Origin of the sequence: Bacillus sp. AFS017336, assembly GCF_002555445.1 — a bacterium.
Lineage (GTDB): Bacteria > Bacillota > Bacilli > Bacillales > Bacillaceae_G > Gottfriedia.
Genome location: NZ_NUCO01000024.1, coordinates 71,146 through 88,994 on the forward strand (window position 1 = coordinate 71,146; position 17,849 = coordinate 88,994).

Annotated in this window: 10 protein-coding genes; 2 read left to right on the forward strand and 8 right to left on the reverse strand. The window is 37.6% G+C overall.

Annotated elements, in window-relative coordinates; genetic code table 11:
* Window positions 1–138: 138 nt before the first annotated feature.
* Window positions 139–1,233, forward strand: coding sequence for a 3-phosphoserine/phosphohydroxythreonine transaminase (gene serC, locus CN601_RS14655; RefSeq protein WP_098171442.1), 1,095 nt, complete (start codon window positions 139–141; stop codon window positions 1,231–1,233).
* Complete coding sequence (locus CN601_RS14660; RefSeq protein ID WP_098171443.1) at window positions 1,230–2,390, forward strand: phosphoglycerate dehydrogenase; 1,161 nt, start codon at window positions 1,230–1,232, stop codon at window positions 2,388–2,390. The genes serC and CN601_RS14660 overlap by 4 nt, the downstream gene beginning before the upstream one ends.
* A gap of 45 nt (window positions 2,391–2,435) precedes the next feature.
* On the opposite strand, the gene CN601_RS14665 is transcribed toward CN601_RS14660, so the two are convergent.
* From CN601_RS14665 to CN601_RS27885, 8 genes are all read right to left on the reverse strand, one after another.
* Window positions 2,436–3,626 carry an acetyl-CoA C-acetyltransferase gene (locus tag CN601_RS14665; protein ID WP_098171444.1) on the reverse strand — a complete coding sequence of 397 codons (1,191 nt, stop codon included), beginning with the start codon at window positions 3,624–3,626 and terminating at the stop codon, window positions 2,436–2,438.
* Window positions 3,627–3,676: 50 nt separating this feature from the next.
* Window positions 3,677–5,095 carry a sigma-54 interaction domain-containing protein gene (locus CN601_RS14670; protein ID WP_098171445.1) on the reverse strand — a complete coding sequence of 473 codons (1,419 nt, stop codon included), beginning with the start codon at window positions 5,093–5,095 and terminating at the stop codon, window positions 3,677–3,679.
* 81 nt (window positions 5,096–5,176) lie between these two features.
* Window positions 5,177–5,953 carry a 3-hydroxybutyrate dehydrogenase gene (locus CN601_RS14675; RefSeq protein WP_098171582.1) on the reverse strand — a complete coding sequence of 259 codons (777 nt, stop codon included), beginning with the start codon at window positions 5,951–5,953 and terminating at the stop codon, window positions 5,177–5,179.
* A gap of 30 nt (window positions 5,954–5,983) precedes the next feature.
* Window positions 5,984–6,640 (reverse strand): 3-oxoacid CoA-transferase subunit B, encoded by a 657-nt coding sequence (locus tag CN601_RS14680; protein WP_098171446.1) that lies wholly within the window; start codon window positions 6,638–6,640, stop codon window positions 5,984–5,986.
* A gap of 12 nt (window positions 6,641–6,652) precedes the next feature.
* Window positions 6,653–7,354, reverse strand: coding sequence for a CoA transferase subunit A (locus CN601_RS14685; protein WP_025568519.1), 702 nt, complete (start codon window positions 7,352–7,354; stop codon window positions 6,653–6,655).
* A 42-nt stretch (window positions 7,355–7,396) separates the two neighbouring features.
* Window positions 7,397–8,827, reverse strand: a complete 1,431-nt coding sequence (locus CN601_RS14690) for a GntP family permease (RefSeq protein ID WP_098171447.1) — start codon at window positions 8,825–8,827, stop codon at window positions 7,397–7,399.
* Window positions 8,828–9,316: 489 nt separating this feature from the next.
* Window positions 9,317–10,192 carry an NAD-dependent epimerase/dehydratase family protein gene (locus CN601_RS14695; protein ID WP_098117151.1) on the reverse strand — a complete coding sequence of 292 codons (876 nt, stop codon included), beginning with the start codon at window positions 10,190–10,192 and terminating at the stop codon, window positions 9,317–9,319.
* A gap of 287 nt (window positions 10,193–10,479) precedes the next feature.
* Entirely contained in the window at window positions 10,480–17,346 is a 6,867-nt protein-coding gene (locus CN601_RS27885) for an Ig-like domain-containing protein (protein WP_179865561.1), read from the reverse strand.
* Window positions 17,347–17,849: the final 503 nt, after the last annotated feature.

The following is a 17,849-nucleotide window of genomic DNA, read 5'->3' on the forward strand; positions in this document are numbered from 1 at the left end:
CTACTCAAACTGATTATTTCATATAAGACTTATACTTTTTGTGAAAATTTTGTGATTTTATTTCATTCTTTATTGACCAACGTATTACGGTAGTTTAAAGTTAGAATATTAAAAAAATAAGAAGTGAGGATGATTGTTATGGAACGTGTCTTTAATTTCTCTGCTGGTCCCTCTGTCTTACCCCTTCCAGTATTAGAAAAAGTACAAAAAGAGCTTGTTTCTTTTGGAAATTCTGGAATGTCTGTTATGGAAATGAGCCATCGTTCTGCTGAATTTGAAGGAATTATTAAAAACTGTGAAAACTTATTACGTGAAGTTTTAGAAATTCCAGCAAATTATAAAGTTTTATTTTTGCAAGGTGGAGCTTCGACTCAGTTCTCAATGGTTCCACTAAACTTATTGAAAAAGTATAAAAAGGCTGCTTTTATCAATACGGGTTCTTGGTCTAAGAAAGCAATCTCTGAGGCAAAGAAATATGGTGAAGTTGAAGTGATCGGTTCTTCTGAGGATAAAAATTTTTCATATATTCCTAATTTAGAAGCTTTAGATTTAAACGAACCATATGACTATGTACATATTACATCGAATAACACAATTGAAGGGACAAAATACACTACTTACCCTAAAACAATTTCTCCACTAGTTGCAGATTTTTCTTCAAATATACTTTCCGAACCAATTGATGTCTCTAAATTCGGTTTAATCTATGCGGGTGCACAAAAGAACATCGGCCCTGCAGGATTAACGATTGTTATTATTCGAGATGATCTAATTGGTCATGCTGATAGACTTTGTCCAACAATGCTCGACTATAAAACACATGCGGAAGCATCTTCACTTTATAACACACCACCGACTTTCAGCATTTATGTAGCGATGTTAGTTTTAGAATGGATACAAGAATCTGGCGGATTAAATAGTATTCATCAAAACAACCTGTTAAAAGCTCAATTATTATATGATTTTATCGATCAATCTGACTTGTTCTCTTCTCCAATTGAAAAAGAGAGCAGATCACTTATGAATATCCCATTTACTTCAACTACTGATGAATTAAATAAACAATTTCTTGCTGAGGCAAATTCAGCTGGCTTTGTGAATCTTGAAGGTCATCGATCAGTAGGAGGTATGCGAGCTAGTATTTATAATGCGATGCCTTTAGAAGGTGTTGAGAAATTAGTTCAGTTTATGAGCCGCTTTGAAAAGAAAATTGTAGAGGAGATTCTAAGATGATAAAAATTCAAACATTGAATAATATTTCTGAGCATGGTATTAAAGAATTTCCTTTAGATCATTATACGATTAACAATAATTTAAATGAACCTGATGGAATTTTATTAAGAAGCCATAGTATGCATGAGATGAGCATTCCAAATAGTGTAAAGGCAATCGCAAGGGCTGGAGCTGGCGTAAATAATATTCCAATAGATGAATGTACTTCAAGAGGAATTGTCGTATTTAATACGCCTGGTGCAAATGCAAATGCAGTTAAAGAACTAGTTTTGACAAGTTTATTTCTTTCTTCTCGCCGAATTATTGAAGGGATTGAATGGACTCGATCTTTATTTGGTGAAGAAAATGTTTCCAAAATTGTAGAAGCTGGTAAAAAAGAATTTGCTGGAGCAGAAATCGCAGGTAAGAAATTAGGGATTATTGGTTTGGGAGCAATTGGCGCACTTGTAGCAAATGATGCTCTTGCATTAGATATGGAAGTATATGGTTATGACCCTTATATTTCTGTTGAAACAGCTTGGCGATTATCTAGAAATGTACAGCGAATTGATAATTTGGAGCAAATTTTTTCAACATGTGATTATATAACAATTCATGTTCCACTTACAGCTGAAACAAAAGAATTTGTAAATGAAAAACTGTTATCAGTCGTAAAAAAAGGAGTTAAAATACTTAACTTTTCACGTTCTGAATTAGTGGAAGATACTGCGATCGAATATGCGCTAAATAATGGTACTGTTGGAGTTTATGTAACTGATTTCCCAAATGGAAAAGTAATCGGTATGAAAAATGTCATACCAATCCCTCATTTAGGAGCATCAACAGCTGAATCAGAAGAGAACTGTGCGCGTATGGCTGCAAAACAACTAAAAAATTACTTAGAAACAGGTAACATAAAGAATTCAGTTAACTTCCCAAATGTGGAATTACCATATACAGGGAAGAAACGAATTACGATTGCACATAAAAACATTCCAAATATGGTCGGACAAATTACTGGATTACTCGCAAAATATCATGTGAACATCGCCGACATGCTTAACCGAAGTAAAGGTGCTTTTGCGTATACAATGATTGACCTTGATGAAACTTTAAATGAACCAGTCGATCAATTGTTAAAAGAAATTGAAGGCGTCATTTCGGTAAGAATCATCTAAACAGATAAAAACGGTAGGAGCAAATTTTGCCCTACCGCTTTTTATTTATTCGAAGCAATTTTCAATAATTGTAGCAACACCTTCTCCGCCACCAATGCATAGTGTTGCAAGACCATATTGTGTTTCTCTTCTCTTCATCTCATGAATCAATGTAACTAGTATTCTAGTTCCACTTGCACCAATTGGATGACCTAATGCAATCGCTCCACCATTCACATTGACAATCGTGTCATCAAATCCGCATTCCTTCAACACAGAAAGCGATTGCACTGCAAATGCTTCGTTTGCTTCAATTAAGCCAATATCGCTTAATTCGATTGATGATTTTTCAATTGCTTTTTTAGCTGCAAAGGCTGCCCCAATTCCCATAATACTAGGATCAACGCCTGCACTACTATTCGCATTAATTTTTACTAACGGTTTAATACCAAGTTCTCTTGCTTTACTTTCGCTCATCAATATAACAGCAGCTGCGCCATCATTTATTCCAGAAGCATTTGCCGCTGTAACTGTTCCATTTTTATCAAAAGCCGGTCTTAATGTTGAAATTTTCTCTACTGTTGCACCAAATTTAGGATACTCATCTTCTTTAAAAATGATTGGATCCTTCTTTCGTTGTGGTATTTCAATTGCAACAATTTCATCTTCAAATTTCCCAGCCTTAATTGCCATTTCAGCTTTTTGTTGACTATTTACCGAAAACTCATCTTGCTTTTCTCTAGAAACTTCATAGCGAACCGCTAAGTTTTCAGCTGTGTTTCCCATATGATAGTCATTAAATGCACACCAAAGTCCGTCTGCAATCATACTATCAACAACTTTTTGATTACCCATTCTATAGCCATCTCTTGCACCTTTAAGTAGATAAGGAGCTTGACTCATGTTCTCCATTCCACCAGCAACGATAATATCTGCATCTCCTGCTAAAATCGCTTGAGTCGCCAAATGGACTGATTTTAAACCTGAACCACAAACCTTATTTATTGTCATTGCAGAGACAGTATTTGGTAATCCCGCCTTTAAAGCTGCCTGCCTTGCTGGATTTTGGCCTAAACCAGCCTGTAGGACATTTCCCATGATTACTTCATCAACCTGACTCTCTTGTATACCCGCTCTATAAATCGCTTCTTTAATCACTTTAGCACCTAGTTCGACTGCACTTACATCTTTCAATGTACCACTAAAATTTCCAATTGCAGTTCTAACAGCGCTAACGATTACAACATTCTCACGCATTTTATTTCCCCCTTTTATTTTATCCTTTTGAACTAAACCACCTTAACGAATTAATTTTTAATGTTATAAGCTTTACATTTTTCATAAAAAGTTGACTTGCTTATTTCTAATAATTTCGCAGCTTCAATCTTATTACCTTGAGATTCAACTAGCGCTCTCTTAATAGCGTCCTTTTCGGTCTCTTCAATCATTTCTTTTAGCGATTTTATGGAATTTTGATGAATGAATTGGGATGTATTTTTTTCTACAGCAAATGGTTTTTTTTGATTGATCGGATTATCGTATAAATAAAGAGGTAATTGCTTTGGTGTAATCACTTTACCATTTAGGACATTTATGCATCTCTCAAGTACATTTTCTAGTTCTCGAATATTTCCTGGCCAGTGATGTGACTTAAGAATTTGAAAAACTTCATTTGAAATTTGAATACCATTTCTATGAAATTTCCTTTCGAGTTTTTTTATTAATGAATTTGCAATGAGAGGTAAATCATTTATCCGTAATCTAAGTGGAGGGATATCGATTTTAATTACATTTAAGCGGTAATACAAATCCTGACGAAATTCCTTTAAAACGACCATCTTTTCAAGATCTCGATGAGTAGCAGCAATCACTCGTACATCAATGGAGATTGGAGAACTTCCACCAACTCTTTCTATTTCTCTTTCTTGAAGTACTCTAAGTAATTTACTTTGCATATGCAATGACATATCACCAATCTCGTCTAGAAAAATCGTTCCTCGGTTTGCTATCTCAAATTTCCCTTTTTTCCCACCTCTTTTTGCACCTGTAAATGCACCTTCTTCATAACCAAAGAGCTCTGATTCTAGTAAATGCTCTGGAATTGAAGCACAGTTTACTCGTACAAATGGAAAATTCCTTCTTGGACTTGCATCGTGAATTGCATGTGCAAATAATTCTTTACCTGTACCTGATTCTCCAAAAAGTAAAATTGCTGATGAACTTGCAGATACTTGCCCTGCCAAATTTTTTGCAGCGTTGAAATCAGGAGTTTCACCAATTAATTGATTGAAGTTGTATTTACTACTTAACTCTTTTTCAAATTTCTTTTTATAATAATTTAATTCCTCTACTATTGGTTCTACTTTTTTAGAATACTCAACCCACTCTTGTGCATTCCTAAACATAACTGTTCCAACTGCGCCTACTAATTCGTCACCTACATAAAGCGGATATCGATTTGCTACCATCTCTGTGTTTTTTATTGGATGTATTTCAGCAACCTCTGCTTGACCAGTTTTAGCTACAATATGCATTCTTGAGTTTTCAATCACTTCATGGACCGCCATTCCAATCACTTCATCTGCAGAACGTCCAACAAACTCACAATACGATTCATTCATATATAAAATTCTGCCATCACGATTAACTACGACAATCCATTCAGTTGCTAGATTAATAATCTCTTGTATCCATTCAAACGGAAGTCTTTCTAACATACTATTCATACGATACCTCACTTTAAAAGTAGGATACAGGTAAAGCGAAAAGCAGGAACACGTCCCTGCTCTTCCTACCTTTTTTGTGCCCTACTGCACTGTATATCCTGCATCTATTACATTTGCTTGACCTGTGACCCCGCCAGTGTATTCACTAGCAAGAAATACTGCATAGTTTGCGATTTCTTTTACTGAAAGTAATCTTTTTTGAGGTACTAATGGATATATTACTTCTTCAATTACACTTTCAAGTGGTACATTCCTTGAATTTGCTAAGTCAGCTAATTGGTTTTGGACTAGTGGTGTATCAACATAACCTGGACAGATTGCATTAACTGTAATCCCATCACAAGCGCCTTCTAATGCAGCCACCTTTGTTAAACCAATTACTCCATGCTTCGCTGAATTATAGGCTGCTTTACCAGCAAATCCTATTAATCCATTAATCGAAGCCATATTAATAATTCGGCCATACTTTTGCTTTTTCATGATCGGAAATACATGTTTGATGCTGATAAATGGTGCTGTTAACATGACCTTAACAAGTAATTCAAATTTTTCTGTAGGAAAATCTTCAATTGATGAAACGTATTGTAAACCTGCATTGTTTATTAAAATATGTAATTCACCAAATTGATCGATTACTTTATGAATCGTGTCAACTACTTGTTCTTCATTTGTAACATCACACGCATAACCGATCGCATTAAACCCTAATTCTCGTAGTGAAGAAGCTGACTTTTGAACATTCCCTTCGTTTAAGTCGGTTAAAACAACTGTTGCTCCTTGCTCTGCAAAGGTTTTAGCAATTTCAAAACCAATTCCACTACCAGCACCAGTTATTAGTGCAACCTTCTCAGAAAGCATTTGCTGCATTTGTTTGCCTCCTTTAACAGACTAGTTCACATTATTTAATAATTTCGGACTAATTGTGAATGTAGCTTCAGTTTTTTCAGTAATTTCTTGAATCGTTGCTTCTCCTACGCACTCTACTAAAACCATGCCTTTATCTGTAAAATCAAAAACTGCTAATTCAGTAATTAGTCTATGAACTACGCTTTTTCCAGTTAGAGGTAAAGTACAAGCTTTTTTCACTTTACTTTCGCCATATTTGTTTGCATGTTCCATCACAACGACGATTTTCTTTGCACCATTTACTAAGTCCATCGCACCGCCCATACCTTTTACCATTTTCCCTGGGATCATCCAGTTTGCAAGATCACCAGTTTCAGAGACTTCCATACCACCTAAAATAGCTAAATCGATATGACCTCCTCTAATCATTGCAAAAGATTCAGCACTATCAAAATAAGAAGCTCCTTTAGCAGCAGTTACTGTTTCTTTTCCTGCATTGATTAAATCAGCATCTATTTCAGCTTCTGTTGGATATGGTCCAATTCCTAGTAAACCATTTTCAGACTGTAGCATTACTTCAATACCTTCTGGAAGATAGTTTGCTAACAAAGTAGGAAGTCCAATTCCAAGGTTTACATACATGCCATCTTGAATTTCCTTAACCGCAGTTTGAATAATTAATTGACGAATATCTTTCATGTTATTAGCCTCCTATACTCCTGTAGTCATTCTACGTTCAATGCGTTTTTCGTATGTTTCGCCGTGGAAAACATGTTGTACATAAATGCTCGGTGTATGAATCGCATCAGCGTCAAGTTCTCCAACTTCTACTACTTCTTCAACTTCGGCAATTGTAATTTTCCCAGCCATCGCTGCAAGTGGATTAAAGTTACGAGCAGTTTTTCTAAAAATTAGATTCCCTTGCTTATCAGCTTTCCAAGCTTTAACAAATGCAAAGTCACCTACGATTCCCTCTTCTAATAAATAAGTTCTTCCGTTAAATACTTTATGTTCTTTTCCTTCTGCAATTGGAGTTCCTACACCTGTAGCTGTGTAGAATCCTGGGATTCCAGCGCCGCCTGCACGAATACGCTCAGCTAAAGTACCTTGAGGAACTAGTTCTACTTCAAGTTCTCCGCTTAAGAACTGCTTTTCAAAAATTTTATTTTCTCCAACATATGATGAAACCATTTTTTTAATTTGTTTATTTGCTAGTAATAATCCAAGTCCCCAATCGTCAACTCCACAGTTGTTACTTACGATTGTTAAATCCTTTGTCCCTTTATCTCGTAATGCTAGAATCATTTTTTCAGGAATACCGCAAAGACCAAAGCCACCGACAATAATCGTAGCCCCATCATGAATTTGTGAAACAACCTCTTCAACTGAAGTAATTACCTTATTCTTGCCCATTATTTTGCTCCCTTCAAAAGTAAGATTAGTAGTTTAACATTCTTAAACAAGTCCTGTAAGTTTAAATACTGCAATGATTAAGAATACTGCAACTGTTTTAATGATTGTTATTGCAAAAATATCTTTATATGACTGGCGATGTGTTAAACCAGTTACAGCCAATAATGTAATAACTGCACCATTATGAGGCAAAGTATCCATCCCACCTGATGCCATCGAAATAACACGATGCATAACTTCTGGCGGAATATTATATTTATTGATTGCCTCTATATACTTTTCAGACATTGCACTGAGTGCAATACCCATACCACCTGATGCAGAACCTGTAATACCTGCTAATGTTGTAGTCGTCACAGCTCCATTTACTAATGGATCTGTGAATGTATGAGAAATTCCTTTACTGACTAATCCAAAACCTGGCAATGCAGAAATTACTCCACCAAAACCATACTCAGCACCAGTATTCATCGACGCAAGTAGTGCTCCGCCAATGCTTATATTAATGCCTGATTTTAAATTTGTTCGAATATTTTTGTAGCCATAAATCATCGCTGAAAGGATCCCAATAACGAGGGCACATTCTACTGACCAAATACCAACAACTGCAGTAATATCAACAACCCCAAAAGCTTCTAAACCAATTGATTTAAAATCAAATCCATTTGGATACCATTTTGGGAATGAAACAACAAAAAATTTATTTGAAAATCCAACTAATAATAGTGGAACGAACGCTAAAATTTGTTTTAAAACTGGTATAGGAGTATTTGTATTTAATGAAGGAACTTCTGTTTGAGTTTCTTGTGCAGCAGCTAATTCTCCATTAAATCCTAAATAACCTTCCCCAGCCTTTTCTGCTTTCCTACGTCTTGATTCTAAGTACCAAAGACCGACTGCAAGTACAAAAACAGCAGCTAGAATTCCTAAAAATGGTGCCGCATAAATATCCGTTTTAAAAAATGTAGTCGGGATAACATTTTGAATTTGCGGTGTACCAGGCAATGCATCCATTGTAAACGTAAATGCACCAAGGGCAATTGTTCCAGGAATCAATCGCTTCGGAATATTGCCTTCACGGAATAAGTTTGCAGCAAATGGATAAATTGCAAATACGACAACAAACAAGCTTACTCCACTATATGTTAAAATTGCACCCATTAATACAATCGCTAAAATTGCTCTTTTTGCTCCAACTAATTGAATAATTGTTTTTGCAATTGATTCAGCAATTCCAGACATTTCAACGATTTTGCCAAAGATTGCTCCAAGTAAAAATACAGGGAAATATAGCTTTATAAAACCAACCATTTTTTCCATAAAAATATTACTAAAGAATGGTAAAACATAACTTGGCTCAGTTAAAAGTACTGCAAATAAAGCACAAATTGGGGCAAATAAAATAACAGAAAACCCACGATAAGCTACAAACATTAAAAGTCCTAATGCTAATAAAATAATGATGATTTCCATAATAACCTCCTTGTTATCTTTACGAATTGGTAATTTTGATAACGCTTTCATCCAAACTTTTAAGTAGTTTGAAATCCACTATTTACTGCATTTTGCTTTTTTTAACAGATTGTACTTCTGCTTTTATACAAGCAAATAGTGTGCCAAGTTATTATTGAAATTTATTCAGACTGTTGACAATCGCTCGCTTTCTTCGTTTCTTCGTCTGCCTGCGGTGCTCATTACCGTTTAGGGTAACTCCGCTCCTCATCAGACTTCGCGCCTCGAAAGACAAACGTTTTCAATCAGTCTGAACATCAGAATTTTAGGACTTTGTGTACACTACAACTATTTATTTTATAATACTATTAATATTAGGGTAATTTATAATTTTCTAACTATTTTAAATAGAGTTTTTCCGAGATTTCGGAATTTCACTTCAATAAAATTCCGAAAACCTGGAAATTCCAGAAATTCGGAATTTTATTCTTTGAACATATTGTGAACTTTTTAAATTGAACTATACTGTCGGATTAATTTCTCCATCCAATCATGTACTTCTAAAAATTGAAAACCTTCTTTTCTAGCTTTCTCGTTACTCAAAGACTGATCACTATATGCATCGAATGGCGACTGATGTTCACTCGGACCTTTAGAGCTGATAATAGCCTTTTTTCCAGTTTCCTTTTCACATATATTTACAATCTCTTTAAATGTAATACTACCATTAGAGCTCGCATTAAAAGGACCACTTTTAATCGATTCGTTTTCGCCTAACCATAGTAAAAACTCAGCGGTTTCATCAGAATCGATAAAGGTCATCTCTTTGTTTAAATCAGAAATTATCATTTCTTCATTATTAGATATTTTATTAACGTGGAAAAGCAATCTCTTAGTATAATCATCCGGTCCTAATACGATTGGAAATCTAGCTGCAAACACTGGAAAACTTGCTTCCTGAAATAAAACAGCTTCACAAAGGCGTTTCCCTTCCGCATAAGAATATTCATTATCTTTGTTATAAACAACTGGATAATTAAAAGGATCAAAGTCACTTTCCACATGATTTAAGCCAGTATCATAGACTGCTAATGAAGAAGTAAAAATATATTTTTTAACATGATTTGTTAGTAGTTTAATAATTTCTTTCGCTTCAATCGGAGTATAACAAATATTATCATAAACAAGATCCCAATTATGATTACTTAAACTTGTTAAAGTCTCAGGATTTCGTCGGTCGATGACAAATCGATTAACTTGATCACCGAAGCTATCTTCCGTAAGTCCCCTTGTCGCGATTGAAACATCATAACCTTTTTCGATTAACTTATGAACAAGTCGTTTTCCGAAAAATCTCGTACCACCTAATACTAAAACTTTTTTCATTTTTTGAACCCCCAAAGAAAAAATACACATACTAACAATTCGCCATAAAGTAACAAAATACCTTTTTTATAAAGGGAACTTCTTTTAGCAAATTAGGTTTTCTATCTAGCTGTTTTTGTTATCTTGCTATCTCCACATAAAAGAGTCTTCAATTGATTTGCAATTTTAACATAAAAAAATAGCGAAGGCATCTTCAATTTTATCGAAGAATCCTTCACTATTTTTATAATATTGATTTGATAAAAAGAGGGGCTATTCCTTTTCAACACCCCACTTTTTAAAGTATTTTACTTTACAGTAACCTGACGTGATACTGTACCGCTCTTATTTCCTGCTTTATCAACTGCATAAATCGTAATTGTTAATTTACCAGCATTTTGTTTTGGTAACTTCGCTGCAAATGTACCATTACTTGATGCATTTACATTCGCTACAACTTTAGTGCCGATTGAAATTACAATTTTCGCATTTGCTTCTGCTTTACCGTTTACTTGGATACCTGTTTTAGAGCTTACAGATACACTTGTAATTGCTGGTACGCTTGGTGCTGTTTTGTCTAAAACCGTTGTTTTAGAAGCAGTACTTTCGTTTCCAGCTGCATCTTTAGCTGTCACAGTTAGAACTGTTCCTGCAGTTTGCTTGCTAAGTGCAATTTTATATGTTCCGTTTGAATCTGCTTTACCAGTTCCAATCACTTTTGTACCATTCTTGATCGTAATTGTTGCGTTTACTTCTGCTTTACCAGTAATAACTAAATCGTTATCATCAATAGCATTAATAACTGGAGCAGTAGGTGCTGTTTTGTCCAGTACTGTAGTATTAGAAGCCCCACTTACGTTACCAGATTGGTCAGTAGCTGTTACAGTTAAAGTTGTTCCTGCTTTGAGCTTACCTACTTGGATTTGATAAGATCCGTTTGAATCTGCTTTTCCTGATCCGATTACATTGTTACCAACTTTTACAGTGATTGTTGCATTTGCTTCTGCTTTACCAGTTAATGTAGCATCTTTGTCACTAATTGCATTTACTACAGGTACTGCAGGTGCTGTTTTGTCTAAAACTACTACATCGAAAACATTACTTTCATTTCCAGCCTGATCTTTTGCAGTTACTGAAAGAACTGTGCCTACTGCTTGTTTTCCAACTTGAACTACAAAATAGCCGTTTGAATATGCTTTACCTGTTCCAATTACTTTATTTCCATTTTTTACGATAACTGTTGCGCCTGCTTCTGTACTACCTGTTAATTCCGTATCATTATCACTGAATGAATGAATAACTAAGGTAGCAGGAGCTGTTTTGTCTATTACTGTTGTAGTAGACTCTTCACTCACATTTCCAGCTGAATCTTTAGCAGTTACTGTTAGAATTGTTCCTGCTGTTTGTTTACCTACTTCAATTTCAAATAATCCGTTTGAATCTGCTTTTCCAGATCCGATTTCGCTATTACCATTTTTTACTGTAACTGTTGCATTTGCTTCTGTTTTTCCTGTTAGGACTGTTTCATTATCTCCAATAGGATTAATGACAATTGTATTTGGCGCTGTTTTGTCTAATACTGTTGTATTACTAGCTGCACTTTCATTACCTGATGGATCTTTAGCAGTTACTGTTAGAATTGTTCCTGCTGTTTGTTTCCCTATTTGAATTGCATAAACTCCATTTGAGTCTGCATTTCCAGTTCCAATTTCCGTATTACCATTTTTTACGGTAACTGTCGCGTTTGCTTCTGTTTTACCTGTAATTACTGACTCATTATCAGCAATAGGGTTAATAATTGGTGCACTTGGAGCCGTTTTATCTAAAACCTTAACAGTTGTTGGCGCGCTCACGTTTCCTGCCGCGTCAGACACAGTTACTGTTAATTCAGTGCCTCCAGCAAGTGGGCTAATTCCAATATAGAACTTGCCTGCTTTGTTCGCGTCTTCAGTACCGATTACTTTTCCATCTGCTTTCACAGTAACCGTACCATAGCCTTCTACTGTTCCAGCAATTTGCGTATCATGGTCGGTAACAGTATTCACAACCGGTGCAGTAGGCGCAGTCGTGTCAGTAACAGAAACTGTTACATCCTTGCTTGCGTTTCCTGCTGTGTCTGTTGAACTTACATAAAGAGTTGTACCTGCTTTTTGCGGAGTGATCGTAACTGAGTAGTTTCCATTAGCATCCGCTTTTGCACTTCCAAGTACGCCATCATTGTTTCGTACAACTACAGTTGAGCCTGCTTCAGCTTTACCTGTAACAGTCTTACTGCTATCGCCCACTTTGTCAACAACTGGCTCATCTGGTGCCACGTTGTCACTCACTGTAATTGATGTAACTGGGCTGACTTTGTTATCATCATTCTTTGCTGTAATACTTAATACTGTTCCAACTGTTTGCTTAGCGATGCTTAGGCTAAAATCACCAGCCTCATTTGCTTTACCACTTGCTACTATTGTTTCTCCAGCTTTCACTGTAATATTTACGTTTGGATCAGCTTTACCCGTGATCTTACTGTCTCCGTTGCCTAAGCCCTTTACGACTGGTGCGTTAGGTGTTGGAACCGTGCTCGTTGTCAAACTAACCGCGTTTGATGAACCAGGATTTAAGCCACCTGTCATCGATACACGGAATTGGTATGCTGTGTTTTCAGATAAGCCTGTTACTGTTGCTTTTCCATCGTTCACTGCTAAAGGTGTTTCTGTTGTTGCAGTTGTCCAACCAGAACCATTGTTCACTTGGATTTTAATCGCCGTTGCATCAACAGCTGGATTCCATGTAAACGTTGCTTTGTGTGAACCACTGTCAACTACTTTAAACGTATTGATACTCGTTACGATTCCAAGCGCGTTAAAGTAATCTGTTGCATATTTTCCATCCACCATCTCTTTTGGTGAGATTGTGTTATCTGGATTTGCTTTGTATAAATTGTTCACTAAGTAATTCATGTCTTGGCTATCGACAATGCCATCTTTGTTTAAATCTTCTACATTGTAAGGTGCTGTTTTTTTCACGCTATATTTCTTCGCGACTGCTTTTACGTCTAAGACGTCAATCACGCCGTCTCCGTTTATATCACCCGCTGCTGCATACGTTTGTTGTCCTGCAACAAATTTGAATTCGCCAAGTAAATCTCCCCAAGGGGATGTTTTGCCAAGTGTTACACTTTGGATGCTTTTTAAGTGTCCTGGTCCTTCGACGATTACTTTGAACGGATCCTTTGAAACTGGCATCCCTTTAATATCAATGTATCCTTTTTCGTCAATGACACCTGGGTAAATGCTACCATCAGCCATTTGTGCGTATCCTTTTGCGCCCACACTATCCAGCTTCACTGAGAAGTTGTTTTGTAATCCTGCTAATTTCACATATGTTTGCACAGAATTATGGGTCGGTAGTAATTGGAAGCCATTCAATCGGCTAAACGCTGTGATTTCTGTTGGATTTTCTTGACCATACTGCGTCAGTCTAAACTTCGTCGTATCATCATCATGCGTGAATCTTGCTGCTAAGATGTCCCAGTTGTCATCTTTTACTTTGAATGAGACGTTTAAAAATGGAGAGTTACCAGAGAATCCTTTGAAATCTGCTCCGCCACTTAAATGAGCCCCCACGTTGATATCAGATACGTGCGTTGGGTAGTCTATGTCGACTGTTTTAACGACAGGATCGACATTCACTGTCACACCATGCTCGTCTGCCCATTTTTTGAACGCTGGGTTTACGGTTACGCCTTGTAAGTCAAAGTAGTCATGATAGTAAGCTGCTTCATAGGTTCCAGCCAGCATGTCTTTGACGTTGTTTAAGCTTAACGTCATCGTCACCGTGTCATTTAACGTCGCTTTTTGCTTATCGTAACTTGGCACCATATACGGTGTGCCTTTTTTGACGAATCCGTACTGATGGAAATCATTCAATAATTCGGCGTTGTGTGCAACATCCATTGGGAACAACGTAATCGTTTGTGGCCCTTTTTCGATGTCGGATTTCTCAATACCAAATTTTGCATCCCCGTTCGCTTCAATTGGGAAATCACCTTCTGGGAAGAACAAATCATTGTGATAATACCATAAGTAGTTATCCGCTTGAGTTGCCCCAAATTCGGCTAATTTTGCTGTTCCTTCGTCACTTAGATTCGTGTGTACCCAAAACGCATGGTACGTATCCCCGTTCATTTTTTCGTCTGTGAAATCTTTGTCTTCTAATTCATACACGCCTGGTGCATGGTCTTTGTACGTTAGGATTGGTAACGTATTGTCGATGATAAAGTTTTGAGACATTTCGTATGTTTTTGCATACAAGTTATCCGTGTCCGTTGCACGTAATTTTAGGGTATACTCCCCTTCTGGTAATTTCGTTTTCGTAAACTGACTCGTTAACTCCTTTTTCGGATCCCCAATAAATGGATAGAACGTTGAGAAATCAAGCGTTGTGAAAATATCCTTGTCCGGTGCATACCCACTGATACTCAATGGCGATAGCATCGGTGATCCAAGTGGATTCCCAGCTTTATCGTAAACCACAACCCACGCATATTTCATCGGACTATTGAAACGGAACTTGATAGCTCTTGCCGCTGTTCCATTGAAATCAGAGTAAATAATCGGATTATTTGTTCGTGTCGCCGGAAGATCCATGCCAAATCGACCAATTCCTTTTTCTACGCTACGAACCGCAAATGGGATTCGGTACGTTTCCGTCGGGTCATCGTGGTTGGTAATGATCACATACCCTTCATAACGACCGTACGCTGCTGATGCAGGGATGTTTACCGTCGCGGTGAAGTTCGCCGTTTTGCCACCTTCGACCGTAACTGGTCCATTTGCTGTGACCGTCACACCGTTTGAAACCGCGTTATTCACGCTATCATTTGGCTTGTTGTATTCCGCCGTGATGTCAAACGTTTTCGTTTTGTTTCCACGATTCGTGACTTTCACCGTACGGTTCCCACTGTTACTTGTCCCAGCTTCTTTTCGGTAAATCGAACCGAATGTTAATGACCCTTTTTCATAGTCTAAGTTCACACCACTATTTGGTGCTGATTCCGTTGTGTCTTGGACTTTGAACGACACATCGTTTTTCACCGCTTTTGCGACGTCGACAAGACCGGCACCTTGTTCATACACGGAATAGTTGCCGTTTAATTTCCCTGCACTATTCGTCAGAGCTGCTTTCACATCTGCTGGTTTGTAATCTGGGTGCGCTTGTAGAATCAGTGCCGCGATCCCAGCCACGTGCGGTGACGCCATCGATGTACCAGAAATACGTGCGTACGCGTTCGTATAATCGACTTTCCCTGGTGAATGAACGAAATACGGATACGTTGAGTACACGGAAACCCCTGGTGCCACGATATCTGGTTTGATGTCGTATGTTGTTGCAACCGGACCTCTCGAACTGAAACTCGCTAAGTGATTGCCTTCCGATACCGTCGCCCCTGTGCTTGTAAACGTAATACTGTGACTACCGTCAGCGCGAAGACGTTCGCCGTCTGCTTTTGTCATGCGGAAGGTTGTGATAAAGCTTTCATCCGTTCCTAAGTAATTGTCAATGTCTCCGTCAATGTTGTTTGTCATGATCGCAGCCACTGCACCTGCTTTTTTGCTATTCATGATTTTATCATTTAAATTGTTTGTTCCACGTGAGATCAGAGCGACTTTCCCTGTTAAATCGATCGGATTTCCACTACCGTCTTTAAAATCATCCGCTTGTGCTAACCCAACATCCACGAATTCGTATGTTTTGTTCGCTAAGTCCGACACTTGACCAGCGTAGCCTTTCCCAAGTAACTTAAAGTTTGTGAATGATGCGTTCCCAACCTTCGCTGATGCCGTTGGAATGCTCATCGCGAAATCACTCGCTCCAACCGTAATCGCAAGTGCGGATGCCCCTGGTGTTCCAAGCGTACCCTCGCTTGGTCCACTGTTACCGGCTGAAATAACACACGTAACACCAGCTAATGTCGCATTATTGACCGCGATGGCTTCTGCTGATAATGGATCGTTGTTCGCTGCGCCAAGTGACATGTTGATCACTTTCATGCCGTCAGCGACTGCTTTGTCAATCCCACCGATGATCGCTTCTGTGTAGCCATGACCATACGGACCAAGTACACGGTAATCGTATAAATTCACTCCAGGTGCGACACCTTGGGCTGGGAATTCCACACTTGCTTTACTTTGTGCGGCGATCGTTCCCGATACGTGTGTTCCGTGATACGTGATGTAATGCTCGTACGTGCCATCAGGTTCGCCAGCTGTTTTCCAATCGTCAATCGTTGTTTCCATTGGATCCGCATCGTTATCGACAAAGTCCCATCCTTTCACACTAGTTGGATCGACTTTACTTGCGTCTTCCCCTTGTTTTGCACGGTAGCCTTTGTAAACCGTTGTTAAATCTGGGTGGTTGTAATCAACGCCCGTATCAATAACCCCAACGTTGATGCCTTGCCCAGTGATCCCGTCTTTTCGTAATCCATCGATTCCTGGTAATGGAATGTAGTTCTCCGGATAATCGCTAGGTGACGCTTCATTCGTACTGATCTTCGTTTCAGATGGATCAAGCTTGACGATGTCGTCATTTAAGATGCGGTTTACCACACCTGATTTGAATAATGTCTCTACCATATTCCCTGGTAACGTCATCGCAACACCGTTTAACGCGTGCGTGTATTCGCGGGTGATTGTAACGTCCGCTGCGCTTTCGCTTGTACCTGTTGTGGTAAGTGCTGAAACACCCGCAGGTTGCACGCTTTTGTTTAATCCGTTTACAAACGTTTTGAATGCTGTGTGTGATTCTTTCACCGCGCTATTTTCGGCGCTAAGCGTTGTTGATTCACCTTCAACTGCTTTTTGCAACACACTTATTTTTGCCGGTGCTTGTTTAAACTCAACAATGACACGAACCGGCTTACTTGTGGTTGTATCGATATTCGGTGAAATCGTTTCGCCACTTGTTGTTTTTAGTTGGTTTAATATCTCTCTTTGTTCTTTTGTTAAGTTTGCCGCACTTGCATCACTTGCGAATGATCCTGCAACCGTTTTGTGTGTGGTCGTTTGGTCTGTCGACGTGTTTGGTGCTGCTGCGAATACATTAAATGGAACTAGCGATGTTGCAACTAGTGCACTGATTGTCGTTTTCGCTATATTTTTTTTGAAGTTTCTTTTACTCACTCTTTTCTCCCCCATTTTTAAAATTTTTTGACAATTTTCTTTCTTTTTTTTATTCTAGCGCTAGCAATCGACATAGTAAATTGGGGGAATCTCACCATTTTTTAATCTTTTTACAATGAATTTAATCTAAAAACTATTAATTTTCAAAAAATATTCAGTAATTTAAAAGTAAAAACAAAGTATAACTACTATATTTACCTAGAAAAAGGCTAATTGTATTAAATTTGGGGGAATTCATCAGATTTTTCTAAATTTTTATTATTTTTCTTAATAAACCAAATATTTACATCATTTCAAATCATAATTTGATAATTTAATAATTTGTCAGTCATGGAGATGTCGAAATTTGAGTTAAGGATATAAAAAAGATGTTATAAACTCTTATGAGTAGATTAACCATTGCTGTCTTTTGACATATAAATCCATGTTGTAAGCTCATCGAAGCCTAAGTCTACGTTTTTTGTATCTACAAAAAGAGAGCCCCATCTAAATTAGTAGGGCTC

Excerpts from the sequence above, each read along its gene's own strand:
- serC (WP_098171442.1), top strand. The coding sequence starts at position 139 with ATGGAACGTGTCTTTAATTTCTCTGCTGGTCCCTCTGTCTTACCCCTT.
- CN601_RS14660 (WP_098171443.1), top strand. The coding sequence starts at position 1,230 with ATGATAAAAATTCAAACATTGAATAATATTTCTGAGCATGGTATTAAA.
- CN601_RS14665 (WP_098171444.1), bottom strand. The coding sequence starts at position 3,626 with ATGCGTGAGAATGTTGTAATCGTTAGCGCTGTTAGAACTGCAATTGGA.
- CN601_RS14670 (WP_098171445.1), bottom strand. The coding sequence starts at position 5,095 with ATGAATAGTATGTTAGAAAGACTTCCGTTTGAATGGATACAAGAGATT.
- CN601_RS14675 (WP_098171582.1), bottom strand. The coding sequence starts at position 5,953 with ATGCTTTCTGAGAAGGTTGCACTAATAACTGGTGCTGGTAGTGGAATT.
- CN601_RS14680 (WP_098171446.1), bottom strand. The coding sequence starts at position 6,640 with ATGAAAGATATTCGTCAATTAATTATTCAAACTGCGGTTAAGGAAATT.
- CN601_RS14685 (WP_025568519.1), bottom strand. The coding sequence starts at position 7,354 with ATGGGCAAGAATAAGGTAATTACTTCAGTTGAAGAGGTTGTTTCACAA.
- CN601_RS14690 (WP_098171447.1), bottom strand. The coding sequence starts at position 8,827 with ATGGAAATCATCATTATTTTATTAGCATTAGGACTTTTAATGTTTGTA.
- CN601_RS14695 (WP_098117151.1), bottom strand. The coding sequence starts at position 10,192 with ATGAAAAAAGTTTTAGTATTAGGTGGTACGAGATTTTTCGGAAAACGA.